General features: G+C 34.6%; 23 protein-coding genes. 20 read left to right on the plus strand and 3 right to left on the minus strand.

Annotated features, from left to right (window positions below; genetic code table 11):
• Nucleotides 1-97: 97 nt before the first annotated feature.
• A complete protein-coding gene (gene ybaK / locus FD18_RS06230; protein WP_057719092.1) occupies nucleotides 98-601 on the minus strand; it encodes a Cys-tRNA(Pro) deacylase in 504 nt (167 codons plus the stop codon).
• A 61-nt stretch (nucleotides 602-662) separates the two neighbouring features.
• Here ybaK and prmA point away from each other — a divergent pair, with 61 nt between their 5' ends.
• The 6 genes from prmA to aspS all read left to right on the plus strand — a co-directional run bounded on the left by prmA (nucleotide 663) and on the right by aspS (nucleotide 8,156).
• Nucleotides 663-1,610, plus strand: coding sequence for a 50S ribosomal protein L11 methyltransferase (gene prmA / locus FD18_RS06235; RefSeq protein ID WP_057719093.1), 948 nt, complete (start codon nucleotides 663-665; stop codon nucleotides 1,608-1,610).
• Nucleotides 1,611-1,643: 33 nt separating this feature from the next.
• Nucleotides 1,644-2,024, plus strand: coding sequence for a hypothetical protein (locus FD18_RS06240; protein ID WP_057719094.1), 381 nt, complete (start codon nucleotides 1,644-1,646; stop codon nucleotides 2,022-2,024).
• A 17-nt stretch (nucleotides 2,025-2,041) separates the two neighbouring features.
• Complete coding sequence (locus FD18_RS06245; protein WP_057719095.1) at nucleotides 2,042-4,291, plus strand: RelA/SpoT family protein; 2,250 nt, start codon at nucleotides 2,042-2,044, stop codon at nucleotides 4,289-4,291.
• Nucleotides 4,291-4,728 (plus strand): D-aminoacyl-tRNA deacylase, encoded by a 438-nt coding sequence (gene dtd, locus FD18_RS06250; protein WP_057719096.1) that lies wholly within the window; start codon nucleotides 4,291-4,293, stop codon nucleotides 4,726-4,728. Before FD18_RS06245 ends, dtd begins: the two co-directional genes overlap by 1 nt.
• Nucleotides 4,729-5,010: 282 nt before the next feature.
• Nucleotides 5,011-6,297, plus strand: coding sequence for a histidine--tRNA ligase (hisS, locus tag FD18_RS06255; RefSeq protein ID WP_057719097.1), 1,287 nt, complete (start codon nucleotides 5,011-5,013; stop codon nucleotides 6,295-6,297).
• Between the two features lie 5 nt (nucleotides 6,298-6,302).
• Entirely contained in the window at nucleotides 6,303-8,156 is a 1,854-nt protein-coding gene (aspS, locus tag FD18_RS06260) for an aspartate--tRNA ligase (protein WP_057719098.1), read from the plus strand.
• A gap of 138 nt (nucleotides 8,157-8,294) precedes the next feature.
• Here aspS and FD18_RS06265 read toward each other — a convergent pair whose 3' ends face one another.
• Complete coding sequence (locus FD18_RS06265; RefSeq protein WP_057719099.1) at nucleotides 8,295-9,479, minus strand: aminotransferase class I/II-fold pyridoxal phosphate-dependent enzyme; 1,185 nt, start codon at nucleotides 9,477-9,479, stop codon at nucleotides 8,295-8,297.
• Between the two features lie 106 nt (nucleotides 9,480-9,585).
• On the opposite strand from FD18_RS06265, the gene msrB reads away from it, so the two are divergent.
• From msrB to FD18_RS06285, 4 genes are all read left to right on the plus strand, one after another.
• Entirely contained in the window at nucleotides 9,586-10,017 is a 432-nt protein-coding gene (msrB, locus tag FD18_RS06270) for a peptide-methionine (R)-S-oxide reductase MsrB (protein ID WP_057719100.1), read from the plus strand.
• Nucleotides 10,018-10,019: 2 nt separating this feature from the next.
• Nucleotides 10,020-10,787, plus strand: coding sequence for an SGNH/GDSL hydrolase family protein (locus FD18_RS06275; protein ID WP_057719101.1), 768 nt, complete (start codon nucleotides 10,020-10,022; stop codon nucleotides 10,785-10,787).
• Between the two features lie 154 nt (nucleotides 10,788-10,941).
• Nucleotides 10,942-11,505 (plus strand): peptide-methionine (S)-S-oxide reductase MsrA, encoded by a 564-nt coding sequence (gene msrA, locus FD18_RS06280; protein WP_057719102.1) that lies wholly within the window; start codon nucleotides 10,942-10,944, stop codon nucleotides 11,503-11,505.
• 88 nt (nucleotides 11,506-11,593) lie between these two features.
• Entirely contained in the window at nucleotides 11,594-12,472 is an 879-nt protein-coding gene (locus FD18_RS06285; RefSeq protein ID WP_057719103.1) for a YitT family protein, read from the plus strand.
• A gap of 155 nt (nucleotides 12,473-12,627) precedes the next feature.
• On the opposite strand, the gene FD18_RS06290 is transcribed toward FD18_RS06285, so the two are convergent.
• Nucleotides 12,628-13,467, minus strand: a complete 840-nt coding sequence (locus FD18_RS06290) for a pyruvate, water dikinase regulatory protein (RefSeq protein WP_057719104.1) — start codon at nucleotides 13,465-13,467, stop codon at nucleotides 12,628-12,630.
• 151 nt (nucleotides 13,468-13,618) lie between these two features.
• Here FD18_RS06290 and rpsU point away from each other — a divergent pair, with 151 nt between their 5' ends.
• The 10 genes from rpsU (at nucleotide 13,619) to rpoD (ending at nucleotide 23,797) form a co-directional block, all read left to right on the plus strand.
• Nucleotides 13,619-13,795 carry a 30S ribosomal protein S21 gene (gene rpsU / locus FD18_RS06295; RefSeq protein WP_003647180.1) on the plus strand — a complete coding sequence of 59 codons (177 nt, stop codon included), beginning with the start codon at nucleotides 13,619-13,621 and terminating at the stop codon, nucleotides 13,793-13,795.
• A 104-nt stretch (nucleotides 13,796-13,899) separates the two neighbouring features.
• Nucleotides 13,900-14,343, plus strand: a complete 444-nt coding sequence (locus FD18_RS06300; RefSeq protein WP_057719105.1) for a GatB/YqeY domain-containing protein — start codon at nucleotides 13,900-13,902, stop codon at nucleotides 14,341-14,343.
• Between the two features lie 82 nt (nucleotides 14,344-14,425).
• A complete protein-coding gene (locus FD18_RS06305; RefSeq protein WP_371118286.1) occupies nucleotides 14,426-15,334 on the plus strand; it encodes a PhoH family protein in 909 nt (302 codons plus the stop codon).
• Nucleotides 15,334-15,861, plus strand: a complete 528-nt coding sequence (ybeY, locus tag FD18_RS06310; RefSeq protein ID WP_057719107.1) for an rRNA maturation RNase YbeY — start codon at nucleotides 15,334-15,336, stop codon at nucleotides 15,859-15,861. The genes FD18_RS06305 and ybeY overlap by 1 nt, the downstream gene beginning before the upstream one ends.
• Nucleotides 15,862-15,885: 24 nt before the next feature.
• Nucleotides 15,886-16,797, plus strand: a complete 912-nt coding sequence (gene era / locus FD18_RS06315; RefSeq protein ID WP_004897196.1) for a GTPase Era — start codon at nucleotides 15,886-15,888, stop codon at nucleotides 16,795-16,797.
• Nucleotides 16,798-17,550 carry a DNA repair protein RecO gene (gene recO, locus FD18_RS06320; protein WP_057719108.1) on the plus strand — a complete coding sequence of 251 codons (753 nt, stop codon included), beginning with the start codon at nucleotides 16,798-16,800 and terminating at the stop codon, nucleotides 17,548-17,550.
• Nucleotides 17,551-17,845: 295 nt separating this feature from the next.
• Nucleotides 17,846-18,763, plus strand: coding sequence for a glycine--tRNA ligase subunit alpha (gene glyQ, locus FD18_RS06325; RefSeq protein ID WP_004895097.1), 918 nt, complete (start codon nucleotides 17,846-17,848; stop codon nucleotides 18,761-18,763).
• Nucleotides 18,756-20,828, plus strand: a complete 2,073-nt coding sequence (glyS, locus tag FD18_RS06330; protein ID WP_057719109.1) for a glycine--tRNA ligase subunit beta — start codon at nucleotides 18,756-18,758, stop codon at nucleotides 20,826-20,828. Before glyQ ends, glyS begins: the two co-directional genes overlap by 8 nt.
• Before the next feature lie 23 nt (nucleotides 20,829-20,851).
• Entirely contained in the window at nucleotides 20,852-22,666 is a 1,815-nt protein-coding gene (gene dnaG, locus FD18_RS06335) for a DNA primase (RefSeq protein ID WP_057719110.1), read from the plus strand.
• 15 nt (nucleotides 22,667-22,681) lie between these two features.
• The gene (rpoD, locus tag FD18_RS06340) at nucleotides 22,682-23,797 is read left to right on the plus strand and encodes an RNA polymerase sigma factor RpoD (RefSeq protein WP_057719111.1); all 1,116 of its coding nucleotides are present in this window, start codon (nucleotides 22,682-22,684) and stop codon (nucleotides 23,795-23,797) included.
• Nucleotides 23,798-24,158: the final 361 nt, after the last annotated feature.

Below are 24,158 nucleotides of genomic sequence, written 5' to 3' on the forward strand. Positions count from 1 at the left end.
TTAGTTGCTTGATTCTTTTTCAAAACTATTCATCAACAGGATTTGACAAACAGCCATTAATAGTTCTAGTCTATGAGAAGCTTTTTAATTGGATTTATTATTCTAATAAATCTACAAAAGTCGCTTCAGTAACTTTTTGTAAATCATCAGGATTGATCATGATACTTCTACCAATTTCACCACTTGAAACAGCGATTTGGTTATGGTCTTTCATGCTGCTGTCTAAATAAATTGGAAAATGATGTTTTTGATAAATACCAATTGGTGTGTTTGCACCATGAACATAGCCAGTTGTTGCGACTAATTTCTTGAGGGGAAGAAGTTCACATTTTTTGTTTCCAGAAGCCTTAGCCAATTTCTTCATGCTTAAATGTTCGGTAACAGGAACAACGCCAACAATTGGGCTATTTTTATTTCCCTCACATACCAAGGTTTTATAGACCAAAGCCTCTTCATCGTCTAAAATAGAAGTATCCATTTGTTTAACATCGCCTTTTTGAATTGTAGCGAATTGTAATTGTTTATATGGAATTTTTTGTTGATCGAGCATTTTTTCGATCAACGTCTTATTAAGTTTTTTCTTTTTATTTTTTTTCGACATTTTTCTCACCTTTTAATATCATAAACGTGAGAATTTAACATGTCAAAAGGGGACAAGATTAGTGAAATTATTAGCAATAAAAATTGAATGTAGCCATGAACTTGAAGATGGATTAAGTTTTTTCATGCAAGATGAACTGAATGCCCAAGGTATTGAAAGTCGCAAGCGAAATGATTTTGTTGCCGAAGGTGAAAAGCATGACAGCAGTTTAGTTGAACTAGACGACATTGAAAACCTGCCTAGGGATTTAGAGTTAACAGCATATTTTAATTATGAAGATGCTGATAAAAAAGAATTAGTTCAAAAAATTACTGATAAGATAAACGAAATGAAAGGCTATGGACTAAGTGCTGGAGAGGTCTCAATCAGTACTAAAGAAGTAGCTGATGAAGATTGGAATACAGCTTGGCAAAAGTATTATCATGTTATTGATTTTTCTCGTCATTTGGCTATTGTTCCGAAGTGGGAAGATTATCAACCAGCATTTTCTGATCAACAATTGATTCGGTTAGATCCTGGCCTAGCTTTTGGAACTGGTGAGCATACTACAACTCAGTTAGTATTATTAGCCATGGAACGTGCTTTAGTAAAACCAATGTCTGTTTTAGATGTAGGAACTGGTTCAGGAATCTTAGCAATTGCTGCAAGTAAATTAGGCGCAAGTCATGTTTTAGGAACGGATATTTCAGATGAAGCCGTTACTGCCGCTAAAGAAAATATTGCGTTAAATAATATCGACAATATCGATGTCCGAAAAGCTAATTTATTAAAAGATATCGATGAAAAATATGATTTAATTGTGGCAAATATTTTAGCCGATATTTTACTAGAATTAATTCCAGATTTGGATAGTCATTTAAGTGAAAATGGTAAAGTGATTTTTTCAGGAATTGATTATTTGCAGCTTCCAAAAATTGAAAAAGCTCTTGCAGAAAATAACTTTGAGATTAAAATGAAAATGCAAGAAGGACGCTGGATTGGTTTATTAATTGCTAGAAAGCCAGATTAAAAATAATTTATTGAATGAAAAGGTAAGCAAAAAATGAAGAAAAAAAGTGAAGAAAAGAAAAATTTTAATTTTAAGCCATGGTGGAGTAAAATAAATGAAAAATCATTTATGCCCCTTATTTGGTTAACGTTATTAGGAGTAATTGTTTGGATTATATGTCCACTAGTTCACTTGAGTCGTGTTTGGCGAATTGGATTAGTTTTCTTTATTTTTAATACTTATTTAAGTTATCAAATTGGTCGTATCATGCAAGTTCGCAAGTTAAGCTACTGGTGGTTATTACTTTTCCCAATTGTTTTTGCTATTGCAGTCTTAATTCATTTTGCTAAATACAATTTCTTATTATGTTTAGTATATTTAAGTTTTGAATTATTTGGTTTATGGCATGATGATTTTTACAAAGAAAAGAAATAAAGAATAGGTGATACTTTATGTCAAAATATCGTGAAATGACTCATGAAGAGGTTCTTGCTGAATGTAAGAAGTACATGAATGATGAGCACTTAGCTTTTGTTGAATCAGCATATGAATTTGCTAAAAAAGCTCATGCAGGTCAATTTAGAGTGTCTGGTCAGCCTTATATTATTCACCCTACTCAAGTTGCAGGAACTTTAGCAACTTTGCGTTTAGATCCTGATACGGTTGCGGCAGGCTACTTACATGATACAGTTGAAGATACACCAGTAACAAATGATGATATTAAAGAAAAGTTCGGCAAAGATGTTGCTTTTATTGTTGACGGTGTAACTAAATTAAGTAAGATTCAGTATAAATCTAAAAGTCATGAAGAATATCTAGCTGATAATCATCGAAAGATGCTAATCGCGATGGCTAAAGATTTGCGTGTAATCATGGTCAAGTTAGCTGATCGTTTGCACAATATGCATACTTTGGATCATTTGCGTCCTGACAAGCAAAGAAGAATTGCTGATGAAACTTTAGACATCTATGCTCCGCTTGCTGACCGTTTAGGTATTGGAACTATTAAGTGGGAACTTGAAGATATGAGTTTGCACTATCTTAACCCACAACAATACTACCGAATTGTGAATTTAATGCAGTCTAAGCGTAGCGAGCGTGAAGGATACATTGCAGATGCAATTTCAACCTTAAAGCAAACTTTAGATAGTTTAGGTATCAAGTATGAAATTTACGGTCGTCCTAAGCATATTTACTCGATTTATAAAAAAATGGTTAATAAGCACAAAGATTTTAGTGAAATCTATGACTTGTTAGCTGTTCGTGTAATTGTTAAGTCAGTAAGAGATTGTTATGCTGTTTTAGGTGCAGTTCATACTAAGTGGAAGCCAATGCCAGGTCGTTTTAAAGATTATATTGCAGTTCCAAAAGTAAACGGCTACCAGTCACTTCATACAACCATTATTGGTCCTGGCGGCAAGCCTTTAGAAATTCAGATTAGAACTGAAGCTATGCACCAAGTAGCTGAGTATGGTGTTGCCGCACACTGGGCTTATAAAGAAGGTGTAAAGGGTGAAGTTGAGCAAACTGATGCAAATAAGAAGCTCAACATGTTCCAAGAAATCCTTGAACTTCAAAATGAAACCAAAGACTCTCATGAGTTTATGAAGAGTGTGAAAACTGATATTTTCTCAGATCGTGTATATGTTTTTACTCCTAAGGGCGACGTTTATGAGTTACCTAAAGGATCTGGTCCATTAGATTTCGCTTATATGATCCACTCTGAAGTAGGAGCACATTCAGTTGGAGCTAGAATTAACGGTAAAATAGTACCGTTAGACTACAAGTTGAAAACTGGGGATATTGTTGAGATGTTGACTCAAGCTTCAGCTCGACCATCTCGTGATTGGGTTAACTTAGTAAAAACTTCACGTGCACGGAATAAAATTAAACGTTTCTTCAAGGCAGAAGATAAAGAAGAAAATATTGAAAAGGGCCAAAGCATGATTGAACAGGAATTGTCAAATCGTGATTTAGTTCCTAAAGAGTTTATGACTAAAGCTGATGTTCAGCGGGTTATTGATCATTTCAACTATCACAACGATGAAGAGTTGTTTGCTGCAGTTGGGTATGGTGAAGTTTCTGCGGCAACAGTCGCAAATCGTTTGACTGAAGATTTACGTAAAAAAGCTGAAGATGAAAAGCAGCGTCAACTTGAAGAAAAAATTATGAACGCTGGTCAGCAAAGTACAGAAGAAGACAACGATTCAGATGCTCCAGCAGACATTATGCGCGTTAAGCATAATAATGGTGTTATGGTCCAGGGTGTATCGGATTTAATGCTGCATTTAGCTAAATGTTGTAATCCTGTTCCTGGTGATCCAATTATTGGTTATGTAACTAAAGGACGTGGCGTAACTATTCACCGGGCAGATTGTCCAAATATAACCGAAGAAGCTAAAAAGCAGGGCCGATTGATTGATGTTGCTTGGGAAAACATTGCTAAAGATAAGAATAAAGAAAACTATAATGCTGATATTGAAATTTATGGCTTTAATCGTTCACGTCTTTTAAGTGATGTAATTAATGCATTAAATTCTAAGACCAAGAATATTGTTAATATTTCTGGAAAGGTTGACAGTAATAATATGGCACATATCTATGCAACTGTATCAGTTAGGGATGCTGCGCATTTAGAAGATATCCTGACCCGAATGAGGGATGTGCCAAATGTTTATGAAGCAAAGAGGTCAATTAATTAATGCGTGTTGTTATTCAAAGAGTGAATAAAGCTCAAGTTGCTATTGATAATAAAGTTGTAGGTAAGATTGAACGTGGTTTTCTTTTATTAGTAGGCTTGCGCGAGGGTGACGAATTAGAACAAGTAGAAAAGGCTGCTGATAAAATTTCAAAAATGCGTATTTTTGAAGATGAAGAGGGAAAAACTAATTTATCTTTAAAAGACGTAAACGGAGAAATTTTAAGTGTTAGTCAGTTTACTTTGCTAGCTAATACTAAAAAAGGAAATCGACCAAGTTTTGTAGATGCAATGCGTCCACCTAAGTCAAAGGAACTTTGGGAAGACTTTAATCATGAATTAGAAAATAAAGGCTTTCACGTTGAAACTGGTGAATTTGGAGCGGACATGCAAGTAAGCTTAGAAAATGATGGGCCATTTACAATTGTTTTAGACATTTAAAATATTCAAGAAAGAGCTTACAGAGGTTGACTTTCTAGTCTTAAAAATATAAGCTAAGAAGGAATTATCGATGACAAAGAATGTAGATTAGCATGATCTATCACAGAGACCGCTTGTTGGGTGAGAGAGCGGATAGATTGCGATCTGTGACACCTTTAGCAGATAATAGATCGTTTCGCGAGCGTTAATCGCAGCAACCAAAAGGTGGTACCGTGCTAATTTATTGCGCCCTTGATTTAGTTCAAGGGCGCTTTTTTTATTAATATATTAAAGGATGATTAAATGAAAGTTCAAAGACCAAAAGGTACAGTCGATATTTTGCCAGCAGATTCTGGTTCATGGGAAAAAGTAGAAAAAATCGCAAGAGATTTCTTTAAGAGTGCAAATTATCGCGAAATTCGTACACCAAGTTTTGAAAATTACGAGGTCTTTTCTCGCTCGTCTGGTGAAAGTTCAGATGTTGTAGAAAAAGAAATGTATGATTTTAACGATAAGGGTGGTCGTCATATTGCACTTCGTCCTGAAGGAACAGCTGGCGTAGTTAGAGCATACGTTGAAAATAAATTATATGGTCCAGATGTAGTAAAGCCATTTAATGTTTACTATATCGATAACACCTTCAGATATGAAAGACCCCAAGCAGGCCGTCAACGTGAATTTCACCAGATTGGTGTTGAAAGCTTTGGCTCAAATAGTCCACTATCTGACGTTGAAACCATTATGATGGGACATGACTTACTTGCTGAACTTGGTGTTAAGAACTATGAATTACACATCAATACTTTAGGTAATGAACAAGTTAGAAAAGATTATCATGATGCCTTAGTAAATTACTTTACTCCGCTTAAAGATCAACTTTCAGAAGATTCACAAAGACGCTTATCAATGAATCCACTTCGTATTCTTGATTCAAAGGCTGAAGAAGATAAACAATTTTTACCTGATGCGCCAAGAATTGTTGACTACTTAGATGAAGATTCTAAGAAGAATTTTGAAACTATTACTGATATGCTTGAACAATTAGGCATTAATTATGTTTTGGATGATGATTTAGTTCGTGGTCTTGATTACTACACTGGGGTAATCTTTGAATTTGAAGTTGAAGATAAGAACTTATGGGAATCAGCAACTACAATTTTAGGTGGTGGACGTTATAACCATCTAGTTGAAGAATTTGATGGTCCAGAAACGCCAGCAGTTGGTTTTGGTATTGGTGAAGAAAGATTGATGCTTGTTCTTAAAGAACAAAATCCTGCATTATTTGAAGATGAAGGAATTGATTTCTTTATTACTAATATTGGTGCTGGTACTGAAATGAAGACTGTTGAGATTGCTCGTTCTCTTCGCAAACAAGGATTTAAGGCACAATACGATGTTGATCAAAAGAAATTAAAGCAACAATTTAGAAAAGCTGATCGTGTTCATGCAAAATTTGTAATTACATTGGGTGCTAAAGAACTTGAAAATGGTGTTCTTAATATTAAGCGTTTAGCTGATGGAAAGACTCTAGACTTAAGTTTAGAAGACTTAAATGATATGAAATCTGTAATGAAAAAGATAGAGGATTAAAAATTATGATGAATATGGAAAAAAGAACAGACTATGCTGGTAATATTACTAGCAAATATGAAGGACAAGAAGTAACTCTTTATGGTTGGGTACAACGTGTTCGTAATTTAGGTAATTTAGTATTTATTGATCTTCGTGATCGTGAAGGTATTGTTCAAGTTGTTGTTAATAAAGATTCCGGTAAAGAATTAATGGACATTGCTGATTCTCTTAACAATGAAGATGTAATTGAAGTTAAGGGAAAAGTTGTTAAGCGTTCGAGTGTAAATCCAGATATGAAGACTGGTGAAGTTGAAGTTGATGCAACTGAAATTGATATCTTGAATAAGTCTAAGGTTCCACCTTTTGAAATTAAAGATGATATTAAAGCAGCTGAACAAACTAGATTAAAGTATCGTTACCTTGATCTACGTCGCCCAACTTTACAAAAGGCAATTATGCTTCGCTCAAAGATCTTAAAGGCTACTCATGAATACTTTGACGAAAATGGATTTATTGATATTGAAACTCCAATTTTAGGTAAGTCTTCTCCAGAAGGTGCTCGTGACTACTTAGTTCCATCAAGAATTTATCCGGGTAGTTTTTATGCACTTCCTCAATCACCACAATTATTTAAACAATTATTAATGGGCGCAGGTTTTGATAAGTACTACCAATTAGCACGTTGTTTCCGTGATGAAGATTTGCGTGGTGATCGTCAACCTGAATTTACTCAAATCGATATGGAGACTTCATTTACTGATGAAAAACAAGTTCAAGACTATACTGAAGGTCTTTTGAAAAAAATCATGAAGGATGTAATGGGCATTGATTTGAAGACTCCAATTAAGCGTATTACTTGGGATGAAGCAATGAACAAGTACGGTTCTGATAAGCCAGATACTCGTTACGAAATGTTTATTCATGACTTAAGTCCAATCTTTAAGGATAGTGAGTTTAAGGTCTTCTCAGGTGCAATAGCTGACGGTGGTTATGTTAAAGGAATTGCTGTTAAGAATGGTGCTAAGCAATATTCACGTAAGAAGATTGAAGAAAAACAAGACTACATTAAACGTTATCACGCTAAAGGTTTAGCTTGGGTTAAATACGAAGATGGTGAATTTTCAGGACCAGTTTCTCGTTTCTTAACTGATGAAAACAAAGAAGCCCTGAAGAAGGAATTCGAACTTGAAGGTGGCGAATTAGTAGTATTTGTTGCTGATAAGTGGAAGGTTGTAACTGATTCACTTGATCACTTACGTCGTGAATTCGCTAAAGAAACTGGTATTATTCCAGAAAATGTTTATGACTTTGTATGGGTTGTTGACTGGCCATTATTTGAATATGATGAAGGTCTAGGTCGCTGGATTGCTGCTCACCACCCATTTACAATGCCAGATGATGAAGGTATTAAGTTACTTGATACAGATCCACACAAGGCTCATGCGCGTTCATACGACATTGTTATGAATGGTGATGAAATGGGTGGTGGATCAATCCGTATCCATAAACGTTCAATTCAAGAAAAAATGTTCAAGGCACTTGGTTTTACTAAGAAACGTGCTTATGAACAATTCGGTTACTTACTTGATGCTTTAGATATGGGATTTCCACCACATGCAGGTCTTGCTATTGGATTAGACAGATTTGCTATGATGCTAGCACAAAAAGATAATATTCGTGACGTAACTGCCTTTCCAAAGAATGCCTCTGCTTCTGAACCAATGATGCATGCTCCAGCTCCAGTTGCTGATCAACAATTAGATGATATTGGCATCAAAGTAGAAGATAAGTATGAAGACAGCGTTAAAGAAATTGAAGCACGTCTTGAAAAGGAAGCTCAAGAAGATGCCGATAAAAATTCAACTTGGGATGAATAAATAATAATTTAGAATTAAAAAGAGTGAAGTCCATTCATGGAATAGACTTCACTCTTTTTGTTGGTTAAATGTAGTTAAAAAAGCCATTCTAGAAATTAGTCTTTAGAATGACTTTTTTATGTACATGATTTTATTTAATTAAATATTTTCAACAAATTTTGCAATTCGTTTTAATGCCTCTTGTAATTGCTCAGTTGAAGAGGCATAAGACATTCTTACATATCCTTGACCACCTTTACCAAAGTAGCGTCCAGGAGTTACGCCGACTTTTGCTTTTGTAGCTAGTTCATTTGCAAATGCTTCATCATCAGTACCAAAGGTATCAGGAATCTTAGCGAAAATATAAAATGCGCCTTGTGGAGTAGACATTTCAAAGCCCAATTTTTCTAGTCCAGCCTTCATAAATTTGAGTCGATCTTCGTAAATTTTTCTAGATTCAAACGGATCAGCTTGACCATTATTTAAGGCTTCAATTGCTGCTGCTTGCACATTATCAGTGACTGAAGTAACCAAAAAGGCATTAACTTTTTGAATTGTTTTCATAATATCGGCTGGAGCAGCAATATAGCCTAATCTCCATCCTGTCATTGCGTAAGCTTTTGAAAGACCTGAAATCAAAATATTTCGTTCAGGGATATATTGAGATAGAGAATGATGAACGTTATTGCCGTAAACTAATTCTCCATAAATTTCATCAGTTACAGAAAATAGGTGATACTTAGTAATAACTTCTGCAAGTGCTTTTAAAGTTGTTTCTGGATATACTCGACCAGTAGGATTTGATGGATCAGTCAAGACAATTGCCTTGGCGCCTTTACCTTCATTTTGTAAAACACTTTCAAGATGTTCTGGTGTAAGAATAAAGCCATCTTTTGAAGTATCAATTTGAACTGGTATAGCACCTGTTAATTTGATTAATTGAAAATAAAGAGCCCAAACTGGAGTAGGAACTAAAATTTTGTCTCCTGGATTTAAAATAGACATGAAGACATCGTTTAAAGCACCAGTAGCGCCGACAGTTACACAAATTTCACTTTTTGAATCGTAATCAACACCAATGCTTCTTTTTAAATACTTACTGATAGCTTCTAATAATTCTGGTTTACCAGCCTGTGGAGCGTAGTGAGAATCATTCGCTTTGATATCAGCAATAGCAGCTTCTTTAACATGATCGGGTGTATTTAGATCAGGTTCACCAATAGTTAATTTAATAATTCCGGGAATTTTAGAAGCTTTTGCATCAAAGGCTCTAATTTTAGAAGGTCCTAATGAATTTAATCGTGTGTTTTTTGTAAGTGATAAGTCGTTTGCCAATTTTAGCATAATATAAATCCCTCCACTAATATTATAAATTATTGTATAGAAAGGAAAATTATGAAACAACATTTTTCTACTAAAATTTGATATCTTTAACACGGAAGGTGAGAAAATGTTTAATAAAGAAGAAGCACTTAAGAAATTAAATTCTGAACAATATGAAGTTACGCAGCATGCTGCGACAGAATATCCTTTTACTGGAAAGTATGATAAGTTTAATAAAAAAGGAATTTATGTTGATGTAGTATCTGGTGAACCGCTTTTTTCTAGTGAAGATAAGTATGATGCAGGTTGTGGCTGGCCTAGTTTTACTAAGCCAATTGAAAAATTAGTGTATCATCGAGATCAGTCCCACGGAATGGAGCGAACAGAAGTAAAAAGTCCAGTGGCTGATTCGCATCTTGGACATGTATTTACAGATGGTCCAAAAGATAAAGGTGGATTAAGATATTGTATAAATTCTGCTGCGTTAAAGTTCGTTCCTTATGATAAGCTAGAGAAGGAAGGTTATGGAGAATATCAAAAATTATTCAAAGGACGATAAGAATGAATTTTGAAGAAGAACTTTATAATTTAGATGTACCCGAAGAACATATTCCGAAATTATTAAAATTTGGTAAGATGAATCCAGATTTTTTAATTAGAGCTATTAAAGCAAAAGGAAATGCTAAAAAGTATAGTGTTGCTGAAACTCAAATGGAACCTAGTGACTTAATTAATAACCAGATTGCGTTTTTGGGTAGCTCAGTAACGTATGGAGCAGGTTCCTTAGGAGAATCATTTGTTGATTATCTAAGTAAGAAGGACAATATTTGTGCCTTTAAAGATGCTGTTTCTGGAACGACATTAGTTGATAATGATCGTAATTCGTATGTTGGACGTTTAGGAAGACTACCAGTATTAGAGGAATTGACTGCTTTTGTTTTACAATTATCAACGAATGATGCTACTAAAGGACAGGAAAATTTAGGTGAAATTGTTAAAGATACAGATTATGATACTCAAACTGTAACCGGCGCAATTGAATATATTTTAAATTATGTAAAGAAGAATTGGAATTGTCCTATTTTGATTTTTAGTAATCCCAAATTTGATTCGGAGTTCTATGGTCAAATGGTTGAAAGAGTTAAAGAACTACAAAACAAGTGGAACTTTGATTTTCTTGATTTATGGGATGAAGATTCTTTTGATTATGATGATAAAGACAGAGAACTTTATATGCTTGACCCAATTCATCCAACGCGTGCGGGCTATAAGCTAAGTTGGGTACCTGCAATTGAAAATGAATTACTGAAAATCAAAAATAGTAAGTAAAGATAAAGATTTTAAGCTAAATAGTGAATTAGTAGAAAACTGGTTCACTATTTTTTGATAAAGTATAAGTTAAGCAGAATGTGTTTTTCTTGATAGTGAAAAAATAGTGGAAATAATCCAGAATTATTAAAATTTAGAAAGAAGTGCTAATAAAATGAAAGTAGCTAAACCCCTTGATAACACTAAAGAATCGCAGTATGACACAGCTATCTTTGCTGGCGGATGTTTCTGGTGCATGGTGCAACCGTTCGACACATATCCTGGAATTATTAGTGTGGTATCTGGTTACACCGGTGGTCATGTCAAGAATCCAAGTTATGAAGAAGTTTGTACAGGTGCAACGGGGCATGTTGAAGCTGTAAAGATTACCTTTGATCCTAAAATTATTTCATATAAAAAACTTGTTGATATTTATTGGCAAGTAACTGATCCAACAGATGCAATGGGACAATTCCAAGATCGTGGTGATCAGTACCAACCGATTATTTTTTATAATTCTCCTAAGCAGAAGAAAATTGCAGAAGAATCTAAAAAGCAATTAGAACAATCACATAAGTTTGATCAACCAATTGTAACCAAAATTGAACCAGCGCACTCTTTTTATCCAGCGGAAGAATATCATCAAGATTTTTATAAAAAGAATCCTCTTCGTTATCAAATGGAAGAAGCAGGTGGAAGAGCACAATTTATAGAGAGACATTGGAAAAATAATAAATAGATAAAGCGAAGAATTTGCTTTCTTTTTTAGTAATGATTGTTAGAATAGATAATGCAAAAGATTATTTGATACAAAAAGGAAAATCAAGATGAGTCAATTAGAAAAGCTGTCTCGTAGACACTATCTAATTTCAAAATTATCTGCTGCATTCCTTTATGCTTTAGCGGTTGCGGTAGCCCTCAATTTCTTCTGGGGGCCAGGTAAAATTTACGCTTCAGGCATTACCGGTTTTGCTCAGATTATTCAATCAGTGTCTGAACGATTCATGCCATTTACTTTGTCGACATCAGTGATGTACTTTGTTTTGAACATTCCACTTTTTATTTTGGGATGGTGTAAAATAGGGCATCGCTTTACAATTTTTACAATTATTGCTGTTTTACTTGGGTCCATCATGATGCGAGCAATTGCACCAATTAAAATTACCTATGATCCAATCATCTGCGCTTTATTTGGTGGTGTAATTAATGGTGTTGGAACTGGAATTGCATTAAAGTCAGGAATTTCGACAGGCGGACTAGATGTTTTAGGTATTATCTTAAGAAAGAAAACTGGCAAAAGTTTTGGTCAAATTAATATTTTCTTTAATTTGATTATTGTTATCTGTGCTGGTTTCGTGTTTGGTTGGACACGAGCTTTGTATACTGCTTTGAACATTTTTGTTAACGGTAGAGTAATTGATGCTGTTTATACTCAACATCAGAAGATGCAAGTTTTTATTGTCACTGAACATCCTAAACATATTATTGAGGGTATTCAGCGTAAGATGCACCGTGGTATTACTATTTTTCATGATGTTGAAGGGGCCTATAGTCATACAGAAAAAACTGTTTTAATGACGATTATTGACCGCTATGATATGTTTGATATTTATAATATTGTTATTCAGTCTGATCCTTATGCATTTATGAGTGTAAGTGAAGTTGATAAAGTATATGGTCGCTTTAAGGAGCAGAAACCAGTCTAATAAACGAAAAGGCATAATCTACATAATTTTGTTTTGTAGATTATGCCTTTTTATAATGGAGACTTGACGCAATTTCGACGTAAAAAAGTTACAATCCATTTCAAAATAGATTGTAACTTTAGCTTTATATCAATATTTTTTCTGATTATTTCGGTCTATTTAGCATAGTCATCGATGCCTAAGTGTTCCATAATTAAAGCCGCAGTTTCTTCGATTGACCGATGAGCAACATTAATTACATAACAACCAAGTTTTTTATAAAGCTTGTTAGCTGCGTCAAGTTCTGCATTGATCGAATCCATATTAGAGTAAGTAGTATCAGGATTTAAACCATAAGCAATCATTCTTTGACGTCTGATTTCATTTAAGACAGATGGGTCGTTAGTCAAACCAATAATCTTTTTAGGATCTACTTTGTAAATTTCATCTGGAATATGAGTTTGAGGAACAAGAGGTAGGTTAGCAACCTTTAAGTTCTTATTTGCTAGGAATAATGAAAGAGGAGTCTTAGAAGTTCTTGAAACTCCGAGTAAAACAACATCGGCTTCTAAGAATCCTTTAGGATCCTTACCATCATCATACATTACGGCAAATTCCATTGCAGAAATTCTATCAAAGTAATTTTGTCCCATGTGGTGTACAGCCCCAATTTCATGTTTAGGTTCTTCACCAGTTAGGGCATGAATATTTTCAATTACTCCAGAAAGTAAATCTACATATTTCATATTGTGTTCACGCGCAAATTTAATGACAGCTAATTGCTCATCTTCATGAATTAGTGTGAAGGCAATTAATACATTTTCAAATTCAGTAATTTCACTAAATACTTTTTCTAACTTCTCACGATTAGTAATAAAAGGATAGCGACGATAGTTAAATTTAACATCAGGATATTGAACTGCCCCAGCTTGAACCATGTTGAAAGCTGTATCACCTACAGAGTCAGAGATAATAATTAGGTTAACAATTTTTTGATTTTTCTTTTCTTCAGTCATATATCTTCACCTCATTATTTATCTAAATTATACCAAAATAAGTAAGAAAAATGTTAATCGACTATTGACCGATTTTTCTCGTTTAGCTATAATTTAACTATATTGTTGTGGCACATATTTGTGTGCCAAGAAATGGAAGGAGGGATCTCACATGGCTAAGACAATCGTTCACGAAAACGAGTCTATTGATGATGCTCTTCGTCGTTTCAAACGTTCCGTTTCTAGAAGTGGTACCTTGCAAGAATACCGCAAGCGTGAATTCTACGAAAAACCAAGCGTTAAGAGAAAGTTAAAATCCGAAGCTGCTCGTAAGCGTAGACATTATTAATATAAAGAAAGCTCCTGGTAGAAATTCAATCTATCAAGAGCTTTTTTTGTATAAAAAGTTTAAAATAGATTATGTAAGTTTTGATTAAAGAGGAGAAAAAATAGATGTCATTAAATGATACTTTAATGCAAGATATGAAAACAGCTATGAAGGCTAAGGATAAGGAAGCATTAACTACCATCCGTTCTCTTAAGGCTGCTACGATGAATTATAAAATTAAAGTAGGACATGATTTAACTAATGATGATGAATTAACAGTTTTGTCGAGTGCTCTTAAGCAACGTAAAGAATCATTGGAAGAATTTACAAAAGCAGGCAGAGACGATTTGATTGATCAAACTAAAAAAGAAATGGAATTAATCGAAAAATATATGCCAAAACAAATGTCTGAGGAAGAACTTGAACAAACTGTTGAAGAAACCATCAAAGAAATTGGAGCAGGTTCTAAGAAAGACTTTGGTAAAGTTATGCAAGCTTTAATGCCAAAAATTAAGGGTAGAGCTGATGGTAAAGCAGCTTCTTCAATTGTTGGTAAAAAGCTTAACTGATAGCTTTTATTTAACGGAGGATAAATTTTAAGTGGGACAAACTATAGAAGCAACATTTACACCAACTAAACCAGAAACAATTATGAATTTAGTTGGAATTAACGATGCAAATTTGCGTTTAATTGAAGAATCTTATGATGTGCAAGTGACTGATACTGGGAGCGAAATTGAAGTAACCGGGGAAGAAAGCCTTGTTAAGAAAATTATGCAAATTTTTACTGCTTTAGATAAGGTTGTTACCCGTGGAGTTACTATTACCGCAACTGATGTTGTAAGTGCAATGAAAATGGCAGATAAAGGAACCTTAGAGTTCTTTGGAGAGTTGTATAATAAAATCCTTATTAGGGATGCTAAAGGACGCCCTGTTCGTGTTAAAAATATGGGACAAAAACGCTATATTGAAGCAATCCAAAAATACGATGTTGTTTTTGGGATTGGACCAGCTGGTACAGGAAAGACTTTCCTAGCGGTAGTTATGGCTATTGCTGCCTTTAAAAAGGGAGAAGTGTCACGAATTATCTTAACTAGACCAGCAGTTGAAGCGGGTGAATCGTTAGGTTTTCTTCCAGGAGACTTGAAAGAAAAAGTTGATCCATATTTACGTCCAATTTATGATTCTCTTTATGCAATTCTAGGAGTAGAACCAACCAATCGTTTAATGGAACGTGGAGTGATTGAAGTAGCTCCCCTAGCATATATGCGCGGTAGAACTTTGGATGATGCGTTTGTAATTCTAGACGAAGCACAAAATACAACACAAGCACAAATGAAGATGTTTTTAACAAGATTAGGTTTTAATTCTAAAATGGTTGTCAATGGAGACCAAACTCAAATTGACTTACCAGGAAAAGCAAAGAGTGGATTATTACAAGCTGAACATATTTTAAATAATATTGAGCAAGTAAAATTCATTAACTTTACTTTTAATGATGTAGTTCGTCATCCCGTTGTGGCCAAAATTGTTAGAGCATATGAAGAAGAGGGACATTAGTGAATAATTTAGACATTTCTTTTAATGATGAAGTTAATTTCTTAAAAGATAGCGATAAAGATTGGATTCCATGGATTAGCAACCTGTTATTATCAGCAAAAAAAGAAATTCATAAAGAGAATGCTCAAGAAATGAGTATTAACTTTGTTTCTTCCGAAAAAATCCATGAAATTAATAAAAAGTATCGCAAAAAAGATCGTCCAACTGATGTAATTTCTTTTGCGATTGAAGATGGATTAGATGAAGGGGTTATGAGTGCTTTTAGTGATGACCCTGATTTTGTAGAAGATATTGGGGATTTATTTCTTTGCCCTGAAGTCATTAAAAGACATAGTGTAGAGTATGAAACTGGATTTAATCGGGAGTTTGGATATACACTAGTTCATGGATACCTTCATTTGAATGGTTATGATCATATTGAAGATGATGAAGCTAAGGTTATGTTTGGTATCCAAGGTAAAGTTTTACGTGAATATGGACTTCCGCTCCATCCTGATCAAGAAAATCATGGAAAGCAAATTCACTAAAACTTAAATAAAAAGGATGTAACAATGATGGATGAAAAAAAAGACTTTAAATCAGGTTTTGTGGCTTTAATTGGTCGACCTAATGTGGGTAAATCGACTCTCTTGAATTATTTAGTAGGTCAAAAAGTGGCAATTATGTCACCACAACCACAAACCACCAGAAATAAAATTTCAGGTATTTATACTGATGATCAGGAGCAAATAGTTTTTATTGATACTCCTGGGATTCATAAGCCAAAAAATAAATTAGATGATTTTATGGATAAGTCAAGTTACTCTGCTTTAGATGAAGTGGATGTAGTTTTATTTATGGTTGAACCTGAACCAGCGGGTAAGGGAGACCAATATATTGCTGAACTTCTTAAAAAAATTAAAAAGCCTGTATTTTTAGTGATAAATAAGATTGATAAAGTCCACCCAGATGAGTTATTATCTATTATAGATTCATATAAGAATCTAGGCGATTTTGCTGAAATTGTTCCAATTTCTGCTTCACAAGGAAATAATGTTTCCGAGTTGATTAAAACAATTGCTAAATATTTGCCAGAAGGTCCGCAATTTTATGATGCAGACCAATTGACTGACCGTCCAGAATATTTTATTGTAGCTGAATTAATTCGCGAGCAGGTTTTGAAGCTCACTCATGAAGAAGTTCCGCATGCAACGGCCGTGGTAGTTGACCGAATGCGGGATCATGAAGGTGGTAAGCTTCAAGTTGAGGCTACAATTTATGTTGAGCGTCCCGGTCAAAAGGGCATTATTATCGGCAAGAAAGGTCAAATGTTGAAGCAGATTGGAATTGCTGCACGTCAGGAAATTGAAGCTTTATTAGGTGAAAAGGTTAATTTGCGCCTATGGGTTAAGGTTCAAAAGAATTGGCGTTCTGATCCTGCCTTTCTTAAATCTATTGGCTACAACGCTAAGGAATTAAGATAGATGGCACGTGAACTTTGTGAAGTTCAAGGATTAATTTTTAAAAGAAAAAAATATAAAGAAGCTGATGTTCTAACCAAGATCATGACTAAAGATCATGGTATTTTTACAATAGATGTAAGAGGAGCACTGAGACCAAAGTCCAGATTAGGAGCTGCAACCCTTAACTTCTCTTATGGAAAGTATATTGTAAATACAAATTGGAAGGGAATCAGTACGCTGCGGACTTTCAAGGATGTAAAGCAGCTGGACCAGTTATATTTAGATTTAACTAAGAATGCGTATTCGAGTTATGTTTTAGACTTGCTTGACCATGCTTTTGTTGAGTATAAAGATATTGGAAGTTTTTATGATTTGATTATGAAAGCGTTGCTGAAGATAAATTCTGGAGAAGATGCGGCAATTATTACCCAGATGGTGCAATTGAAGTTGCTTAATGCATATGGAGTAGCGCCACAATTAGATCGTTGTTTAATTTGTGGTAAAGTACAAGGCGTGTTTGACTACTCGCTGGAATTAGGTGGAATTATTTGTAGTGATCACTTTAATAGTGTCAGTCAAAGGATGCATCTAGATCCTAAAGTAGTAGCCTTGATTCGTACTCTAGCTTTGGTTGATATTGATCGTTTAGGGAGAATAAAAATTAATCCGCAATTAAAAAAGGACTCTGGCAAGGTGATCGATCAGATGTACGTTAACTATCTGGATCTTAATTTAAAAACTAAAAAATTTCTTGATGAATTGGCGCTTTTTTAGCTGTTGACTTTTTTATATTCGTTTAAAGACTAGTGAGGTTTTCTTACTAGTCTTTTTTTATAAAAGATGATAAAATAGATACGTATTTTGACAACTATAAAGGAATAGAAAAGTACCAATACAGCGAGTGCAGAATGGTGGAAGTGCATTTGGGAAAAGGCACCTTTTAGTCAAAGTTGTTAATTAAGGGCAGGAAGAATATTTTCCTGAATTAGGGTGGAACCGCGAAGTAAATCGTCCCTATGCAATTTTTGCATAGGCTTTTTTTATGCCTATGTTGTGAGGAGAGATATAGATGTCAGAAAAACTGAATATCCAGGATATGATTTTTAAGTTGGAACAGTTCTGGGCCTCTAAAGGTTGTATGATTATGCCTTCATATGATGAACAAAAAGGTGCCGGGACAATGAGTCCATATACATTTTTACGTGCTGTTGGACCAGAACCTTGGGCAGCTTGTTATGTCGAACCTTCAAGAAGACCTGCCGATGGTCGATATGGTGATAACCCTAATCGTTTATACCAGCACCACCAATTCCAAGTAGTTATTAAGCCTGCACCAAAGGACATTCAACAATACTATTTAGATAGTTTAAGAGTATTAGGTATTGAACCTCTTGAACATGATATTCGATTTGTTGAAGATAACTGGGCAAACCCATCTATGGGTTGTGCCGGTGTTGGTTGGGAAGTATGGCTTGATGGAATGGAAGTTTCTCAATTTACTTACTTCCAAGTAGTTGGAGAACTTGATGTTAAACCAACTATGAGTGAAATTACTTATGGTGTAGAACGTCTTGCTTCTTATATTCAAGATGTAAACTCAGTCTTTGATCTTGAATGGGGCGATGGAGTTAAGTATCGTGATATCTTCAAGCAACCAGAATATGAACATTCTAAGTATGCTTTTGAAGAAAGTGATCAAGAACAATTACTTAAGTTCTTTGATATTTACGAAGCTACTGCTAAGCGTTTGTTGAGTCAAAATCTAATTCATCCAGCTTATGATTACATCTTAAAATGTAGTCATACCTTTAACTTGCTGGATGCACGCGGTGCAGTTTCAGTTACTGAAAGAGCGGGTTACTTATCAAGAATTAGAAACTTAGCTCATCTTGCTGCTAAGGGATTTGTTGAAGAACGTGAAAAACGTGGCTTCCCATTATTAAAGCACCAAGAAGAAACTAAGAAAGCGGGGCAAAACAATGACTAAAGATTATTTATTTGAAATTGGCACTGAAGAAATGCCAGCTCACGTTGTTTCTAAAAGTGTTAAGCAATTAGTTGATCGTACTAAAAAGTATTTAAAGGAAAATGGTTTGTCCTTTAAAGATATTAAGACTTATTCAACTCCACGTCGTTTAACGATTTTAGTTCAAGATTTAGCTGAAAAACAAGAAGATATTGATGAAGTGAAAAAAGGCCCAGCTAAGAAGATTGCTCAAGATAAAGATGGCAATTGGACAAAAGCTGCTCAAGGATTTGCCCGTGGTCAAGGGATGACTACTGATGATATTTATTTTGAAGAGCTTAAGGGCACTGAATATGCCTATGTTCATGTTCAAAAAGAAGGTAAAAAAGCTTCTGATATCTTAATGGGAATGAGCGATATTGTTAAAGCAATGACTTTCCCAACTAAGATGCGCTGGGGTAGCTACGACTTCGAATTTGTTCGTCCAATTCATTGGATGGTTTCTTTAGTTGGTAGTGAAGTAGTGCCAGTTAAGTTACTAGATGTAGTAGCTGGTCGTAAAACTCAAGGTCATCGTTTCTTAGGTGACAGTGTTGTATTAGCTAACGCTGATGATTATGAGGAAGCCTTAAAGAGCCAATACGTAATTGCTAATGCTGATGAACGCAAGGGTATGATTCTTAACCAAATCCAAGAGCTCGTTGCTCAACATAACTGGAAAGTGAATATTGATAAGGGCTTACTTGAAGAAGTTACTAATTTGGTTGAATATCCAACTGTATTTGCTGGTTCTTTTGATGAAAAATACTTGAACATTCCTGATGAAGTATTAATTACTTCAATGAAAGATAATCAAAGATATTTTGAAGTCTATGATGAAAACGGCAAATTAATTAATCACTTCATTTCAGTTAGAAATGGAAATAGTGAGTACTTAGACAATGTCATCGCTGGTAATGAAAAAGTTCTTGTTGCTCGTTTAGATGATGCTCAATTCTTCTATGATGAAGATAAGAAGTACCCATTAGCTCACTTCGTTGATAAGCTTAAGAATGTATCTTTCCATGATAAGATTGGTTCAGTAGCTGAACATATGGCACGTGTTCAAATTATTGGTGATTACCTTGGTAAGAAGTTTAAGGTTTCAGATACTGAAATGAAGGACTTTGACCGGGTTAGTGAGATCTACAAATTTGACCTTGTTACTTCAATGGTCGGTGAATTTGCTGAATTACAAGGTGTTATGGGAATGCACTATGCACGCTTAATTGGTGAAAATGAAAATGTTAGTGTAGCAATTAAAGAAAGTTATATGCCAACTAGTGCTGAAGGTGAATTACCAACTACTACTGTAGGTTCTTTACTTTCAATTGCAGATAAACTTGATACAATCATTTCCTTCTTCGGTGCAGGTATGATTCCATCTTCATCTAATGACCCATATGCATTAAGAAGAAACGCATACGGAATTGTAAGAATTTTATTGAACGAAGGTTGGTCACTTCCTATTAAAGATGTTTTACCAGAGTTGATTCAATTACTGTCAGGTAAGACCGCAGCTAAGTTACCTAAGGGTGCTGAAGCTGAAAATGAAATTTCCGACTTTATTCGTGATCGTGTAAAGCAACAATTACAAGTTGAAAAGTATGACTATGATGTAATTGACGCTGTTCTTGCATCTAGTCAACAAGATCCAATTCAAATTTTGGCTGCTGCTAAGACCTTGCAAATGCATCATGATGATGCTGACTTCAAGCCAGTAGTTGAAAGTTTGACTAGAATTACTAATATTTTGAAGAAAGCAAAATATAGAAATGCTAACGACATTGATGAAAGTCTTTTCCAAGATGTTAGTGAAGAAGAATTATATGCTGGTGTAAATGCATTAGAGGAAAATACTGATTTGAGTATTTCCGATCTTTATAAAGGCTTTGTAGAGTTACAACCGGTAATTAATAATTACTTTGAAAGTAATATGATTCTTGATAAAGATGAAAAGGTAAAGAATAATCGTTTAGCTCAATTATTAAAGGTTAATAACTTAGCTGATCGAATGGGTGACTTAAGTAAATTAGTAATTAAATAATAATTGATTGGGATGATCCATTGATGGCAGGACGTATTCCTGAACAATTTATCGATGAAGTTAGAAACTCTATCGATATTGTGGATGTAATAAGTCAATATGTCTCTTTAGAAAAAAAAGGTAAAGATTATTTAGGACTTTGCCCCTTCCATCAAGAAAAAACACCTTCTTTTACTGTCAATGAAGGAAAACAGTTTTTTAAATGCTTTGGATGTGGTAAAGGCGGAAACGTATTTAAATTCTTAATGTATCAGGATCATCTGACTTTTCCTGAAAGTGTAAGAAAAGTTGCTGAATTGGCCCACCTTCATATGCCAGATGGCTATGGTGAAGCGGTAAAGCCAATAAGTCCGCTGAAAAAGATGTATCGGCAGGCAACAGAATTTTACCAGCATATTTTGCTAACAACTAAAGTTGGTGAAAGAGCACTGGAATATGCTCAAAAACGTGAATTAACTAATGACCTATTAGAGCATTTTAAGGTGGGGTATGCGCCTGATAACGATACAATTTTGTTAACTTATCTTCGGCAAGAAGGTTATACAGATGATGAACTGCGAGAAAGTGGTTTATTTGTAGAATCACAAGATGGACAATTATTTGATCGTTTTCGTGATCGATTAATGTTTCCTTTAGGGGATGAATCAGGCTATACAGTAGGATTTTCTGGGCGACGAATTAGTAATGATAAAACAATTGCTAAATATATGAATAGTCCAGAAACTAAGATTTTCAATAAGTCTAAATTACTGTTTCATTTTGCTGAAGCAAAAAAAGCAGCAAGAAGTGAGAAACATTTAATTCTTTACGAAGGATACATGGATGTAATTGCTGCTTATAAGGCGGGTATTCAGTCTGGAGTAGCCTCGATGGGGACCAGTTTGACTACTGAACAAGTGTATATGTTAAGACGGATTACTCCTAATATTTTAGTCAACTATGATGGAGATCCACCTGGAATCCATGCTGCTGAAAGAGCAACTAAGTTATTTGGGCAAGTACACGGATTTAACTTAGGTATAATTGTTTTACCTGAAAATCTTGATCCAGATGAATATGTAAAGAAATACGGGGCAGAAAAATATCGTGCAGAAGTTGCAGGTGCACTTAGTTCTATGGATTTTCTGCTTGAAAGATTGGCAAATCAATATAATTTACATAATGATCGAGAAAAGTTAGCCTATATTACGGCTAGTGTACAGATGATTGCTGGTTTAAATGACCCAGTAGCATCTGATCTATATCTTGATAAACTAGCTCGTCAAACTGGAGTTACTCGTGAATCTTTAAAGGTTACTTTTGTTCGTGAGAGACGTAAACTGCAGCGTGCTCGAAATCATCAGCAATCTTACCAACAAACAGCTCCATTTGATAATCCTGGTAACATTCCAGAGGCTAAAGAAGCTGAAGCAGGTACAGAAATTGAAACTAAGAATCCAGCTTTGGATCGCTTGCTATACCTTTTTATTCATAGTGATGAAGCCAGAGATTATTTATTAAGCCAGCAATTTTTATTTCCAGATGAACGCTATGCAAAATTAGCAGAATTTTGGTTGAAATATCATCAAACTCATGAAAATGCAGAAGTTAAGGGCTTTATTGATTTTATTCCTGAAGAACTTCAAGGTATAATTATTAGTATGGAAATGATTTCAATGCCTCCTGATTATTCTAAGCGTGAATTAGATGATCAATTAAGAGCATTGAAGAAAAGTAAGATCAATGAACAATTGAATGACTTGCTCAATCAATTGAAGGAAGCGCAAAGAAAACAAGATAATAGTTTAGAGCTTGAAATAGCACAAAAAGTAATTGCGCTAAGAAGAAAGAAATTTTAAAGGGGGCTTTTTTACATGGCAGAGAGTAAGACTACCAAACCAACAATGACACTTGATAAAAAGGTCAAGGAAGTTGTTAAGGAAGTTAAAAAAGATAAGCAAATCACTGAAAAAGAATTTACTGCTCAACTAATTAAGCCATATGATCTTCAAGGAAAAGCGGTAGATCAACTAGTTCAGGAATTTGAAGATAACGGGATTAGTATTGTTGATGAAAACGGCGAACCTTCAAAATTAGCTTTAAAGAAGCAAAAAGATATTGAAAAAGCTGAATTAAAAGATATGTCTGCACCTTCAAGTGTAAGAATGAATGATCCTGTACGGATGTACTTGAAAGAAATTGGACGTGTTTCATTGTTGAATGCGGATCAAGAAATTGCTTTAGCTAAACGTATTGAAGCTGGTGATGAAGAAGCTAAGCAAGAACTTGCTGAAGCTAACTTACGTTTAGTTGTTTCTATTGCTAAACGTTATGTTGGTCGAGGGATGTCATTCCTTGATTTGATCCAAGAAGGTAACATGGGCTTGATGAAAGCCGTTGATAAATTTGATTATCGTTTAGGTTTCAAGTTTTCAACTTATGCAACTTGGTGGATTAGACAAGCAATTACTCGTGCAATTGCTGACCAAGCTAGAACTATTCGTATTCCAGTTCATATGGTTGAAACAATCAATAAGTTGATCAGAATTCAAAGACAACTTTTACAAGATTTAGGTAGAGAACCAACTCCAGAAGAAATTGGTGCCGAAATGGACATGCCAACTGATAAGGTTCGTGAAATTTTGAAGATTGCTCAAGAACCTGTTTCTCTTGAAACGCCAATTGGTGAAGAGGATGATTCTCACTTAGGAGACTTTATCGAAGATAAGGATGCTACTAGTCCTGAACAACATGCTTCATATGAATTGTTAAAAGAACAACTTGAAGAAGTACTTGATACTTTAACGGATCGTGAAGAGAATGTTTTACGTTTGCGTTTTGGTCTTGATGATGGACGCACTCGTACTTTAGAAGAAGTTGGTAAAGTATTTGGAGTAACTCGTGAACGTATCAGACAGATTGAAGCTAAGGCTTTGCGTAAGTTACGTCACCCAAGTCGTTCAAATCAATTGAAAGATTTCTTAGACTAGTATTAATGCCATTAAGTTAAGACATTGATACATTGAAATATAAACTTTTTAAGAATCGAATCGTGGAGATTCAGTTCTTTAGGCTACTTGTCAAGCAACCTAAATAAGAGGTACAGCATAACATGCTGTACCTCTTATTTTTTTGTCTAAAATTAAGTGACTAATCGCTGCGAAATCTTGTTTTTTATTTTCTGTAAAAAAAGCAGAAACCATGAAAGAAGCACGTAATTTCTAACTTTTAAGTTTTAGATATACTATTTTGTTTGTTTTATAGATAAAAGAGATGGTAGTTAAATAGAATGTTATAAAATATACGATCAATTTTCATATAGAGCATTGACAAAAGCAAAAATGGGGGGGG

The sequence above is a fragment of the Lactobacillus taiwanensis DSM 21401 genome, from assembly GCF_001436695.1.
Taxonomy (GTDB): domain Bacteria; phylum Bacillota; class Bacilli; order Lactobacillales; family Lactobacillaceae; genus Lactobacillus; species Lactobacillus taiwanensis.